This window comes from Caballeronia sp. GAWG1-1, assembly GCF_023631465.1.
GTDB lineage: Bacteria > Pseudomonadota > Gammaproteobacteria > Burkholderiales > Burkholderiaceae > Caballeronia.
This window is the reverse complement of sequence record NZ_JALQDB010000036.1, coordinates 65,220-78,167: the sequence shown is the minus strand read 5'-3', so window position 1 is coordinate 78,167 and position 12,948 is coordinate 65,220. Positions and strand designations below refer to the sequence as shown.

General features: G+C 64.3%; 11 protein-coding genes. All 11 read right to left on the bottom strand.

Going from position 1 to position 12,948, the window contains the following annotated elements; translation table 11 throughout:
* Positions 1 to 52: 52 nt before the first annotated feature.
* Entirely contained in the window at positions 53 to 1,609 is a 1,557-nt protein-coding gene (locus tag NCT03_RS24985) for a long-chain-fatty-acid--CoA ligase (RefSeq protein WP_250494318.1), read from the bottom strand.
* Between the two features lie 23 nt (positions 1,610 to 1,632).
* Positions 1,633 to 2,427, bottom strand: a complete 795-nt coding sequence (locus NCT03_RS24980) for a crotonase/enoyl-CoA hydratase family protein (protein ID WP_250494317.1) — start codon at positions 2,425 to 2,427, stop codon at positions 1,633 to 1,635.
* Positions 2,428 to 2,500: 73 nt separating this feature from the next.
* Positions 2,501 to 3,505: an acyl-CoA dehydrogenase family protein gene (locus NCT03_RS24975; RefSeq protein ID WP_250494316.1), complete on the bottom strand. Its 1,005-nt coding sequence runs from the start codon at positions 3,503 to 3,505 to the stop codon at positions 2,501 to 2,503.
* Positions 3,506 to 3,530: 25 nt separating this feature from the next.
* Positions 3,531 to 4,688, bottom strand: coding sequence for an acyl-CoA dehydrogenase family protein (locus tag NCT03_RS24970; protein WP_250494315.1), 1,158 nt, complete (start codon positions 4,686 to 4,688; stop codon positions 3,531 to 3,533).
* A gap of 93 nt (positions 4,689 to 4,781) precedes the next feature.
* Entirely contained in the window at positions 4,782 to 5,969 is a 1,188-nt protein-coding gene (locus NCT03_RS24965; RefSeq protein ID WP_250468181.1) for a lipid-transfer protein, read from the bottom strand.
* A gap of 27 nt (positions 5,970 to 5,996) precedes the next feature.
* Entirely contained in the window at positions 5,997 to 7,136 is a 1,140-nt protein-coding gene (locus NCT03_RS24960) for an acyl-CoA dehydrogenase family protein (protein ID WP_250468180.1), read from the bottom strand.
* A gap of 143 nt (positions 7,137 to 7,279) precedes the next feature.
* A complete protein-coding gene (locus tag NCT03_RS24955) occupies positions 7,280 to 10,021 on the bottom strand; it encodes a winged helix-turn-helix domain-containing protein (protein WP_250494314.1) in 2,742 nt (913 codons plus the stop codon).
* Between the two features lie 315 nt (positions 10,022 to 10,336).
* Positions 10,337 to 10,597, bottom strand: coding sequence for a helix-turn-helix domain-containing protein (locus NCT03_RS24950; RefSeq protein WP_250494313.1), 261 nt, complete (start codon positions 10,595 to 10,597; stop codon positions 10,337 to 10,339).
* A complete protein-coding gene (gene epsC / locus NCT03_RS24945; protein ID WP_244830271.1) occupies positions 10,594 to 11,571 on the bottom strand; it encodes a serine O-acetyltransferase EpsC in 978 nt (325 codons plus the stop codon). Before epsC ends, NCT03_RS24950 begins: the two co-directional genes overlap by 4 nt.
* A 187-nt stretch (positions 11,572 to 11,758) precedes the next feature.
* Positions 11,759 to 11,986: a hypothetical protein gene (locus NCT03_RS24940; protein ID WP_244830270.1), complete on the bottom strand. Its 228-nt coding sequence runs from the start codon at positions 11,984 to 11,986 to the stop codon at positions 11,759 to 11,761.
* 129 nt (positions 11,987 to 12,115) lie between these two features.
* Positions 12,116 to 12,946, bottom strand: coding sequence for a helix-turn-helix transcriptional regulator (locus NCT03_RS24935; RefSeq protein WP_250494312.1), 831 nt, complete (start codon positions 12,944 to 12,946; stop codon positions 12,116 to 12,118).
* Positions 12,947 to 12,948 lie beyond the last annotated feature (2 nt).

Sequence of the window (12,948 nt, the reverse complement as noted above, 5' to 3'; positions counted from 1 at the left end):
AGGAGAAGCTGCACCCCCCTGGCCGGGTGGAAGGCTTCGCTGCCTGACTTCGTCAGTTGACGGCGCGCGCCCTGCCCGCCCAGTATGCCGCGCGGAGTTCGCGCTTGAGGATCTTGCCCGCGCCCGACAAGGGCAGCCGCTCCCGAAACTCGATCGTTCTGGGACATTTGTAGCCGGCGATGAACGCGCGGCAATGGCTGCGTATCTCTTCTTCGCTGGTCGTTTCGCCGGGCTTGCACACGATCACGGCGTGGACCGCTTCGCCCCACATCTCATGCGGCACGCCTATTACCGCACACGCGGCGACCGCGCCGTGAAGTGAAATCACGTTTTCGACCTCGGCGGAATAGACGTTTTCGCCGCCGCTGACGATCATGTCCTTGAGCCGGTCGACGATGTACAGATAGCCTCGGTCGTCCATATACGCGCCGTCGCCAGTATGCAGCCAGCCGCGACGTAGGGCCTGCGCGGTTTCCTCCGGCTTGTTCCAGTAGCCCGCCATTACGTTCGGTCCGCGCACGACGAGCTCCCCTACCGTGCCGCGCGGCACTTCCTGGCCCTGCACATCGACCACTTTCACCAGCAGTCCGGGCAGCCCACGGCCGATGGAGCGATAAAGGCCGCTCCTTCTCGCCGCGTCATCGTGATTGGCGGGCGGATTGACGGAGATGCTGGGACAGGCCTCGGTCATGCCGTACGAATGCGCCAGTTCGACACCCGGCAGGCATTCGATCACGCGATTCAGCAACGGCTCGGGAATAGGCGACGCGCCATAGGTGAGACGCCGCAAGCGCGACAAATCGGCCTGGGCAAAATCTGGGTGATTCAAGACGGCCTGGATCATCGTCGGCACGAGCAGGGTTTCGCTGACGTGCTCTTGATCGATTGCCTTCAAGACTTCGCGCGCGTCGAAGGCGGGAATGATCACATGCGCCTCGCCTGCAACGAACTGCACGAGCGCACGCCCTAGAGCCGCGACATGAAAAAACGGCGCGGCGTGCAGCACCGCGGTCCCGGCGAGCGGCGCCGATTCCGCAATTCGCATGATGCACGACGACCACATGTTCAGATGCGTCTGCATCACCCCTTTCGGAACACCGGTGGTGCCGCCGGTGTACATGATGCAAGCGAGGTCGGCGCCGCTGCGACCGATGTCCTCCATCGGCGCGGCTGCCGCGATCAGCGCGTCGAACGACAGCATGCCGTCCGGCGCCGCGCCATCGCCTGCGTGAATCAGTATTGGAACGGTTCGCACGAGGCGGCATACGTCGCGCGCGGTCTCGAGGTGCCGGTCATCCACGATCAGGATGCGCGTGTCGCAATCGTTCAACGAATAGGCGATCTCCGCGGCGCTCCAGCGAATATTGACGGGATTGAGCACGCCGCCGCCCCACCAAACGCCCATCGCATACTCGAGGTAGCGATCGGAATTCAGCGCCAGCATGCCGACCCGCTCGCCCTCCGTCAGGCCGAGTTCGACCAGAGCCGACGCAAGCCGCGCGACGCGATCGCCGAATTCACGAAAGGTCCGCCTGCGCCCTTTGAACGATACCGCCGTCCGGTCCGGGTTCTGCCGAAGCGAGCGATGAAGGCCCTGAGTCAACTGCATGCTGTCTTCCCTCTGCCGGCGCGTTATCCGTTGAACGACGGGTGCCGTTTGTCGATGAAAGCGGACACGGCTTCGCGGTGATCGTCCGTTTGATGAGCCAACGCCTGATAAGCCGCCGACATTTCCAGCAGCGTGTCGAGCCGGCAATGCATGCCTTCGCGCAGCAGCCGTTTGGCAAGGCGCACCGCATGCGGCGGATTGGCCGCGATGTCCTCGGCGAGGGCGCGCGCGGTTGCAAGCAGCGTGTCATGCGCAACGACGCGCGATACGAGATTCCATTCGAGCGCCTGCTGGGCGCCGATCACCCGGCCGGTGAAGGTCAGTTCCGCCGCCCGCGACAGTCCGATGATGCGTGGCAGAAGCCACGCGCCACCATCGCCGGGAATGATGCCAAGCCGGACAAAACTCTCGGCGAACTTTGCGTGTTCCGACGCAATGCGTATATCACACATGCAGGTGAGATCCAGTCCGGCGCCGATTGCCGCGCCATTCACCGCCGCGATGACAGGCACTTCCAAATTGAAGAGCGCGAGCGGCAACTGTTGAATGCCTCGCCGGTACTCCTGACGGATCTCCATGCCTGACATGGACCCCGATGCATGCCGCTCCATGTCATGGACGTTGCCGCCCGAAGAGAAGGCCGTTCCGGCACCGGTCAGGATCACGGCCCGCACCGAGCGGTCCGTCTCGATCCGCCTGATCGCGTCGAGGAATTCGTCCACCGCCGTGTTGCCGGTCAGCGGATTGCGGCGCTCGGGCTCGTTCATCGTCAGCGTGACGATATGACCGTCCTGCTCGTACTTCAGAAAGTCGTTCATGGAATGTCCGGTCGTTATCAGAGGCCGTCGTCTCAGGCCGTTTTGTCTCAGGCCCTCGTCTCAGGCCCGTCACTCAGGCTGTTTCGAGCGGCGCGGTTCGTGCGAAGTCGGCGATCGTGGGGGTCATCCGCGCGAGCGCCGCCTCGCCGACCACACAATTCCAGTACGCCTCGGAACCGTCGGCCATGCGCCATTCGTGCAGTCTGCGCGTATAGAGCTGCAGGTCGTACTCCGCGGTAACTCCGATAGCCCCGTGCAACGCGTGAGCGATGGATGCCACCAGCGGCACCGCCATGCTGGTGCGCGCCTTGGCGATCGCCGTCGCGAGCCGCGCCGGCACAGGGCCGGCGCCGGAAAACGCCAATTCGGCTGCAATTGCCGCCGCGCTCGTGTGCTGGGCCATCACACTCAACTGATGTTGCACCGCCTGAAACTTGCCGATGGACTTGCCGAATTGAGACCGGTCGTTGCAGTACCGAAGCGTCATGCCGAATACGCGATCCATCGCACCGGAGATGGCTGCCGCGTGAATGGCCGCGCTGAACAGAGGCACTTCCTCGCCGCTTCGACCGAGCGGCGCGGAAACGCGGTCGCCGCGCCATGTCAAGGTTGCGCACAGGCTGCCCCGCACGCCGCCCGGCTCGCGTGCGGCATGGTTCGCGTCGAGCAGAAGCAGAGCGCCATCGAGATTCGCGAGCACATATTCACAGATGGTCCCGAACGGCGTGGCGGGCGCCTCCAACGAATGGTGCTCATCGTCAAGGCGTCGGCAGCGGCCCGCCAGCGTGATCATGCCGGCTGGAGCCGCAATGCCGCTCTCGCGCAACAACGCCCGCGCCGCGATGCTCTGCGCCACCGGCGCGGGCGTGGCAAACCGCCCCAGCGTGACGAAGACAGGCGCGAGCGCGGACAGCGCAAGCCCGGCACCGCCCGCGCTTTCCGGCGTCAGCAGTTCCAGAAAGCCGGCTTCTTCCAGTGCAGCCCAGATAGCCGAGGGCGAGCCACCGTTTTCGATGGCCCTGATGGCGTCCGGAGTCGCGTAATCGCGCAGAATGGCCTCGATTGCTTCCGTGAACATGGGAGTCTTTCCTGATGCATGAGAATTAGCGCAAGCCCAGGCCGCGCGCGATCATGCCGCGCAGCACTTCGCGCGTGCCGCCGCGCAACGAGAATGCAGGGGAAACTTGACTGAGATAGGCCAGCGTCCGATACAGCTCGGGTGCGATGGACCGTGCCGGATCGGCCGTGATCGCGGCTTCCAGCAGCGCGGGTATGGTCTGCTCGAACTCGGTGCCGATGTCCTTCACCAGGGCGGCTTCGACCAAGGGGCTCTCGCCGCGCGCGAGCCGCGCCGTCACCGCGATGGACATGCAACGCAATGTCGCCAGTTGCGCGACGAGGCTGCCAAGCAAAGCAAGGTCAGCGGGTTTCGCGCTCTCTCTTCGCAAATGGGCGACCCAGCTATCGAGCAGCACGACGCTCGAATAAAGCCGCTCCGGGCCGCTACGTTCGAACGCGAGTTCCGCGGTCACCTGTTCCCAGCCTGCGCCTTCCTCGCCGATCAGCGCTTCGTCGTTGAGGAAGACATCGTCGAAGGTCACTTCGGAGAAGTGCGCGTCGCCCGTGAGGTCCACGATAGGCCGCACAATCACGCCCGGCAACGCGAGATCCACGATGAACTGCGACAAACCCTTCTGGCGATCCTCCGGCGCTCCCGACGAACGCACGAGCGCGATCATGTACTGACAGTGCTGTGCATTGGTCGTCCAGATCTTGCGGCCGTTCAGCCGCCAGCCGCCTTCACTGCGTGCCGCGCGAGTTCGCACGCTGGCGAGATCCGAGCCCGCGTTGGGTTCGCTCATGCCGATGCAGAAAAACGCCGACGCGGCGCAAATGCGCGGCAGGTAGAAGTCCTTTTGCGCCTGCGTTCCGTAGCGCAGGATCAATGGACCGCTTTGCCGGTCCGCGATCCAGTGCGCGGCCACCGGTGCGCCAACGGCAAGTAATTCTTCCACCAGCACGAACCGTCGAAACGCATCCATTCCCGCGCCACCGTAACGCGTGGGCAGCGTGAGCCCGACCCAGCCGCGCGCGGCGAGCCGACGGCTGAATGCGGCATCGAAGCCCATCCATGAACGGGCGCGGACGTCGGCCGCGGCGGGCGGCAGATGTTCCGCGATGAACTCCTTCACTTCCGCGCGGAAGGCTTCGGCCTCGGCGGGCAACGCCGTTAGATGAAAGGCATCCAGCAGATTACTCACGTCTCGCTCCCCGTGTTTGCATGACAGACGTCCGATGAACGGCGCCCGTGTTCGAAGTGCGAAGTCGAATGCATGGTCACGCTCGAAGCCGCGTCAGTTCGTGCCGTAAAGCGTGACCACGCACGCACCGCCCAACCCGAGGTTGTGCTGCAACGCATGCCGCGCGCCCTCGACTTGACGCCGGTCCGCGCTGCCGCGCAACTGATGCGTGAGCTCGTAACATTGCGCAAGCCCCGTCGCGCCCAACGGATGTCCCTTCGATAGCAGCCCGCCCGACGGATTGACCACGACCTTGCCGCCATACGTGTTGTCGCCGTCCTTGACGAATTTTTCCGCGCCGCCTTCCGGACAGAAGCCCAGCGCCTCGTAGCAGATGACTTCGTTGTGCGCGAAACAGTCGTGCAGTTCGCATACGTCGATATCTTCCGGTCCGACACCCGCGTTTTCGTAGACCTTGTTGGCCGCCGAACGCGTCATATGCGTGCCGACGTAATTGAGCATCGACGGCGGATCGAACGAAGCGGGCGGATCGGTGGTGAGCGCCTGCGCGACGATCCGCACGTCGTTGCGCAGCCCGTGCTTCTTCGCGAAACGCTCCGACACGAGGATGGCGGCAGCGCCGCCGCACGTTGGCGGGCATGCCATCAGGCGCGTCATCACACCGGGGATCAGCACCGTATCGTTCATGACGTCTTCGGTGCTGACCTGCTTGCGAAACAGCGCCAGCGGATTATTGGCGGCGTGACGGCTCGCCTTGGCGCGCACGGCGGCGAACGTTTCCATCGTCGTGCCGTGACGCTTCATGTGTTCACGTCCCGCGCCGCCGAAGGTTCGCAACGCCTGTGGAAGATGCGCGAGATCCGCCGTCAGGCCATGCATGATCGGCACGAATCGTGCGCGCGTGACCGGGCGGTCGTCCCAGTGCGACTTCAGCGCGCCCGCCTGCATCTGTTCGAAGCCGAGCGCCAGCACGCACTCGGCGTCGCCCGTGGCAATGGCCTGACGCGCGAGATAAAGCGCCGTCGAACCCGTCGAACAGTTGTTGTTGACGTTGACGATCGGGATGCCCGTCATGCCGACTTCGTACAGTGCGGTCTGGCCGCAGGTGGAATCGCCATAGACGTAACCGGTAAAGGCCTGTTGCACGAGGTCGTAGGGAATGCCGGCGTCGGCGAGTGCGCGGCGCGTCGCCTCCGCGCCCATTTCGATGTAACTTTGGCTCGCGCCCGGCTTGGCGAACTGAATCATTCCGACGCCTGCCACCAGCACTTTTTCGCTCATGATGTTTCCCGTCAATAGTAGGGATGCTTACAGTTTTCTGGAGATCAGGTCGCGCAGCACTTCGCTGGTGCCGCCGAAGATGCGCGTCACCCGCATGTCGGCGAACGCGCGCGCGATCGGATACTCGAGCATGTAGCCGTAGCCGCCGTGCAACTGCACCATCTCGTCGATGCACTTCCACATGGTTTCGGTCGCGAACAGCTTGGCGATGGCGGCTTCCTGCAAGGTGAGCCTGCGCTCCATATGCTCGCGGAGGTAATAGTCCACCAGCGTGCGTACGGCCACTGCTTGCGCCTTGACATCGGCCAGCTTGAATTTCGTGTTCTGGAAGTCCCACACCGTCTGATTGAACGCGCGGCGATCCTTGACGTATTGCAGCGTGAGCTCCAGTTGGCGTTCGAGTTTCGCCGCACTGTAGATCGCGATGATCAGGCGCTCCTGCGGCAGTTCTTCCATCAGGTGGATGAATCCACCGTTTTCCTGACCGATCAGATTGGTGACGGGCACGCGAACGTCGTCGAAAAAGAGTTCGGCCGTGTCGGCGGCGGCCTGACCGACTTTCTCCAGCTTGCGACCGCGCCGAAAGCCCGCGCGGTCGGTCTCGACCATGATGAGGCTTACGCCTTTTGCGCCCGCGGACGGGTCGGTCTTGCAGACCGCCACCACCATGTCGCAATTCAGGCCGTTGGATATGAAGGTCTTGCTGCCGTTGATGATGTACTCGTCGCCGTCGCGGACCGCCGTGGTGCGGATGGACTTCAGGTCGGAGCCCGTGCCAGGCTCCGTCATGGCAATGGCGAGAATCTTCTCGCCGCGACAAATGGGCGGCAACCAGTTGCGTTTCTGCGCCTCGGTGCCGAGACGCACGATGTACGGCGCGGTGATGTCCGAATGCACGGAATAGCTGAAGCCCGACACGCCAGCGCGATGCAGTTCTTCCGCCACGATGGCCGAGTGCCCGAAGTCGCCGCCGCCACCGCCGTATTCTTCCGGCACGGTCACGCACAGCAGTCCTTCGCGGCCCGCTTTCAGCCAGGTCTCACGATCCACGCAACCGGCCTCGTCCCATTTGGCCTGACGGGGCAGGCATTCCCGCTCGAAAAAACGCCGCGCGGTTTCGCGCAGCATTTCATGGTCCTCGCGATAGACATTACGCTTGACTTCCACCGAACACTCCTCATGACGGATTGTCGCGGCCCACGCATGCGGGAGCGTGCCGCTTCGACAAGGTCATTCTGCGTCGGGAACGGGTGGAACGAGCCCACCCGCGTAGGGTGGAAAGCACGGGAAAGCGGGCAGCGAGCGCATGGTCAGCCGGCGTTCAGATCGCGCATTCTGGCGACAGCGCCATCGCGGCCGGATACGTCGAGCTTTCGATAGATATTTTTCAGATGCCATTTCACGGTGTCGAGCGATACATCCATGACGCGCGCTATTTTCTTGTTCGGCAGCGCGAGCGCGAGCAAACTCAGCACCTCGCTCTCGCGTTCGCTCAACAGATCGCCCGAGGCCTGCGGACTGCTCGCCCCGGCCGGGACGCGTGCGCGTGCTTTCCCCGCATTCACGAGACGCTCCGCGTAGAACGCCAGCACGGGATCGAAGTGCGGGTCCGACACGACGACGTCGAGCATCGCCTGCGAGTCGCCCGCGCCATCGAGCACGCTGCGCATGAGTCCGAGGCGATGGCCCACGCGCAACGCCTCGGTCAGATGCTCGCGGGCGCGTTTGTCGTTGCAACGGCCTTGCTCCGCGATGGCCAGCTGCAGGCGCACGCTCGCCACGCGGCTCCACCGCCCGCCCGCCTCGGACAACGCGGCGAGCGGCTTCAGACGCGCGACGGCGCCGTCGAAATCGTTCTGATGCAGACACATGGCGATACGGGCAAGTCCGGCGCATACGCTGATCTCCCACGCCGTGCTGCGAACCGCGCCCGAGTAACGCACGGCGAGCGCCTCCAGCCGCGACAGCGCGGCATCCGCTTCGTCGACCTGGCCGTCGTCCAGCAGCCAGCGCGAACGCCAGTGGAGCGCGCAGGCGAGCAGCCGGTCGACCTGGCGGCGCGCCGCGTAATCTTCGATACGCGTCAGATAATCGAGCGCTTCGCCGCGTCTGCCGGCCAGCCAGTGAGCGCCGGCCAGCACGGTCAGCGCGCGCAGTACGGTGTCGGGAATGGACACTCGTTCGAGCAGGTCGATGCGGTTCTCCAGCAGCGCGAGCGCGGCCTCGACATCGTTCAGTTCGTAAAGCGCCTCGCCCAGCAGCGCCGCCGACATGCACGAGATACCGATATAGGCCGCGCCTTGCTTGTCTGCCTCGGTCAGCACCTCGCGCAGAACGCGCTCCGCGAGCAGCACCTGTCCTTCGGCGGCGTGCGTCATGCCGCCCATGCATCGGCCGAGCAGGATGCCGCGCGGCGCGCCTTCACGCGACGCACCTTCTTCCAGCACCTTGCGCGCCTCCGCGTACTCGCCGCGATGGATGAACATCCACGAGAGAATGTTGCTGCGCCCGGCACGTGTGAAGGCGTCGGCGTCGGACGGCACGCGCTGCAATTCCGGTAGCAAGGCGGCCACGGAGTCGGTATCGTCGCGCTGCAGCGCCAGTCCACCCCGCAACACGGCAAGCGCATACCGCTCGCGCGGGCCGGACCGCTCGCTGCGCCGTGCAATCTGCCGAATGCCCTGCTGCAGCGCATCGGTTTCGCCAGCATACATTTGCAGATACGCCTGCATCACGAGCAGATCGAAGCGCGCCGCCACTTGTCCCGGCGGAAGGCGGCGCATGAGGCTCGCGAGCTGCCGCAATTCGCCGCGCGCGAGCAGCGTGTGAGCGAATCCCTCGACCATATTGGCGGCTGCCTCGCTGTTTCCAGCAAGCACGGCATGTTGAACTGCCTCGTCCATGTGACCGTGCGCATCGAACCAGTGCCATGCCGCTGCATGAAGCCCACGTTGCGCCTCGTCTGGCAGACTTGCCACGCGGTTCAGCAAGACGCTGCGCAACAACGGATGCAGGCGGTACCACGCATCGCGCTCCTGTTCGGGGGCGACAGACGTGACGAACAGATTGTCTGCCTCCAGGCGAATGAGTTGTGCGGCGATATCGTCGATGGCGACACCAACGACGCCGGCTTGGTCCAGCAGATCAGCGCAGAGCGGCGCGCAGAAGCGGCCGCAGAGGGCCGCGTAGGTGAGCAGGAGCACATCGTCGCGGGGCAAGCGGGCCAACACCTCGCGTTCGAAGTAGCCCACGAACGCCGCGCCTTCGCACACGCTCGCTGGCGCAAGCGGAGCCCCGCGTCTGGCCTTGAGGTCGTTCGCGAATGACTGGAGGCCGGTCGCCCAGCCGTCGGTGAGTTCGTGCACGACCTGCGCGTCGCGCTTGCCGATCCGGCCGGACTGCTCACGAAGAAAACGCTCCGATTCCTCGGCGGAGAAACGCAAGTCCTGCTGATCGAACTCCGTGGTCAGGCCTTGCGCGCGCAATCGCGCGAGCGACAGCGGCAACGGCCGCCGCGAAGTCAGTACCACATGCAGTTGCGGCGGCGCGTAGTCGATCAGCCATCGCAACGCCTCGAAGATGCGCGCGTCCCTGAGATGGTGGACATCGTCGAGCATCAGCACGAGTTCGCGTTTGTGGCGGGCGACACCCCGCACGAGAGCGATGACCCAATGTTCCACGGCAAGTTCGTCGCCATCGCGTGCGGTGAGGCGTTCCGCCATGTCGACGATCGACCGGTCCACCAAGGCGAGACTCGCGAGCAGACCGGCGAAGAATATGCGCACCTCGTCGTCCGCAGGCGCGAGCGACAGCCATGCCACGTCGAAGTCGAGCGTCAGAAGGGAGTGCCGCCACGCCATGAGCGTGCTGGTCTTTGCGCTTCCGGCCGGCCCGTGAATGACGATGCAGCGCTGGCGCCGTGCGTCGAGCAGGCGGGCCAGCAAGGCGCTTCGTGGCATCAACTGACGTGCGCCGCGTGGCGGTACGAACTTGTGCGCCACACACACGACAGACACGGGGGATTCGACTGCGGTTTCGCCAAGATCGGACATGCTGGACTCTGCAAGCGGGGCCGTGATTCGTCCCGATTGTAGGACCCGGTCGATGCATTCCGAAGGCCTCTTACGACCACCCACCCGATTCGGGTGGGTTGGCGAGCCGGCCACCCTACCCCGATGGCCACGCATGCGGCGACGGCATCGGCGGATTCATCGACCCGCGGCCTTTGTTCCGAATTGAGATCGTCTTGAGGAGCGGCCCGCCGGGACGGCCAAGCGCGATGCTGCCGCAGGCTTACGAGACACTTCAAAAGAAGCGTCTGTGCATGCATCGCACGCAATACGGCCGATGAACCCGACGCGCCCGCGTCACTTCGCCGATGGCGTGGACTCCGATATCAGCGACGCCAGATCTCCACGCGACGCGCCGAAAAGACGCCCCGCCGGCACATTGAACGCTTGCGCGATCTTGTCGAGCGTCACGATGGAAGCGATGCACGTCCCACGTTCTATCTCGCCGACATAGGAGCGATTGAGCCCGGCATATTCGGCGAGTTGTTCCTGCGTCCAGCCGAACGACTCGCGCAACTCGCGCACGGTCGCGCCGAAGTAACGCACGACCGTGCTCATGGCGTGACCTGTTCGGCTTGCGGCGCGCGCTTGGGCGTTTGCACGACCGTTTGGGTCGGCGTCTGCGCATGCGACACCGCCGCGCTCTGCGAAAGCGCCTGCGTCACGTAGCTTCCCGGCGCGACATCGTGCGTGAGCCATACGTTGCCGCCGATCACCGCGCCTTGACCGAGCGTAACGCGGCCCAGAATGGTCGCGCCCGCGTAGATGACGACATCGTCTTCCACCACGGGATGCCGTGCGAGTCCTTTCTCCAGATTGCCTGCGGCATCGCGTGGAAAGCGTTTGGCGCCGAGCGTCACCGCCTGATAGATGCGCACGCGGTCGCCGATCACCGTCGTCTCGCCGATCACCACGCCCGTGCCATGATCGATGAAGAATCCCGCGCCGATCTTCGCGCCCGGATGAATATCGATGCCCGTCTCGCTATGCGCGAGTTCCGCGACGATGCGCGCGAGCAAAGGCAACTCCAGCCGGTACAACTCATGCGCGATCCGGTGATGAATCATCACGAGAATGCCGGGATAGCAGAGCAGCACTTCATCGACGCTGCCCGCCGCCGGATCGCCCTGATAGGCCGCGAGAATATCGCTGTCCAGAAGGCTCCGAATGCGCGGCAACGTCTTCGCGAAGGCCTTCACCGCGGTGCTCGCGCGTGCGTCGATGGCCGCATCGTCGCGTGGTGCGTGACGCGCCTTGTATTGCAGTTCCAGCTTTGCTTGCACGAGAAGCCCTTGCAGCGCGAAGTCGAGCGCATGGCCCACGTAAAAGTTCTCGCTTTCCTGACGCAGATCGGGCGGTCCGAGCCGCATTGGAAAGAGCGCGCCCTTCATCGCGCCGACGATATCGGTCAGCGCCTCGCGCGCCGGAAGTTCGCGCCCGCCCGGTTCGAGCGATCGCCGCTGCACTTCCCGCCATTGCTGGCGCACCGTCTGAAGCGACTGGACGATGTCATCGATATCGAATACGGCCACGGTTGCAGTCCTCTATGTTTGAAGCTCGACGTCTTGGTCACCTGACAGTCGCCCGACAAAAAGGCAACCGTCTATAGCCATCAATCCCGACTATGCGAGACATGGCGGGAAAGTGGAACCAAGCAAAATTCATTTGCATAGAAGATGGTGCGGATGGCGCGGCGCCGCGCGGCGGTGAAGATTGCTGCTAGCGCCTGAGCGCCGCAAACCGCTTGTTGCGCTGGTCGATCCACATCCGCGCCCAGCGCAACGCATACGCAACCGCGTGATCCGCCTCGAAGAAGTAATCGAGTGCATCGAACGTGAACGACGAGCCGTGCGGCGACACCTTGTTCTCGATAGTCAGGTTTGCCGCGAACAGGCCGCTCGGCATGGCATGGGCAGACGGTGCCACGTCGTATCCCTTGTATCGCATGGAGGTCTCCGTTTATGCGCGTGCGGACCGTAGCGTCCGCGACGTTTTTATCCTAGTACGCGCGCCATGCCGCACCAACGAAGCCTTTGGTCTTAGCAAATTCGCATCGCGCTCACTTGGATAGGATCGTTACGCCTTCGCGGCAGCGAGGACCTTGACGCGCGCGGCTATCTCCGGGTCCATTGGCGTGTAGACGATCATGCCGAGATCGGGCCGGCCATCGACGGAAAATGCGGAATACTCCAGCTCGATCTGACCGAGCACGGGATGAAGCAGGCGCTTGATGCCATTGCTGTCGCCGTGGTTCAGCACATCGTTGTCGCGCCATAACGCCTCGAATTCCGGGCTCGCGCCGCAGAGTTCGTCCACGAGTTCGCTCACCTCGGAAGCGAGTCCGGCACGCGCCACATCCGCTCTGAACGCGCCCACGACGAAGCGCGCGACGCTTTCCCAATCGTGCTGCTTGGCCCTGACCGTGGGATTGCGAAACAAGAACTGCAGGATATTGCGCTCGCCGGGCGGCAGCGTGCCGTAGTCGGTCAGCACGACAGCGGCGGCGCGGTTCCACGCGACCACATCCCAGATGGCGGTCTTGATGATTGCCGGACTCGCTTCGAGCGAATCGAGCAGGCGTTGCAAGCGGGGGTGAACGCCTTCGACCGATTTGTAGCGCACTTCGGGCGGCCGCCCGAGGCCCAGCATGAAGAGATGCTCGCGTTCGGTATCCGTCAGCATCAATGCGCCGGAGATGCGGTCGAGCACTTCCGCCGATGGCGCGCCGCCCCGCCCTTGTTCTAGCCACGTGTACCAGGTCGGGCTGATATGCGCGCGCTGCGCGACCTCTTCCCGGCGCAGGCCGGGCGTTCGTCTGCGCCCGGAATATCCGAAGCTCGCCGGGTCGAGCCGCGAGCGACGGCTCCTCAGGAAATCGCCCAGCGATCGTGCGGTGTTGACTGACATGA

Coding starts and splice junctions, on each gene's coding strand:
- NCT03_RS24985 (WP_250494318.1), bottom strand. CDS start 1,609: ATGCAGTTGACTCAGGGCCTTCATCGCTCGCTTCGGCAGAACCCGGAC.
- NCT03_RS24980 (WP_250494317.1), bottom strand. CDS start 2,427: ATGAACGACTTTCTGAAGTACGAGCAGGACGGTCATATCGTCACGCTG.
- NCT03_RS24975 (WP_250494316.1), bottom strand. CDS start 3,505: ATGTTCACGGAAGCAATCGAGGCCATTCTGCGCGATTACGCGACTCCG.
- NCT03_RS24965 (WP_250468181.1), bottom strand. CDS start 5,969: ATGAGCGAAAAAGTGCTGGTGGCAGGCGTCGGAATGATTCAGTTCGCC.
- NCT03_RS24955 (WP_250494314.1), bottom strand. CDS start 10,021: ATGTCCGATCTTGGCGAAACCGCAGTCGAATCCCCCGTGTCTGTCGTG.
- NCT03_RS24950 (WP_250494313.1), bottom strand. CDS start 10,597: ATGAGCACGGTCGTGCGTTACTTCGGCGCGACCGTGCGCGAGTTGCGC.
- NCT03_RS24940 (WP_244830270.1), bottom strand. CDS start 11,986: ATGCGATACAAGGGATACGACGTGGCACCGTCTGCCCATGCCATGCCG.
- NCT03_RS24935 (WP_250494312.1), bottom strand. CDS start 12,946: ATGTCAGTCAACACCGCACGATCGCTGGGCGATTTCCTGAGGAGCCGT.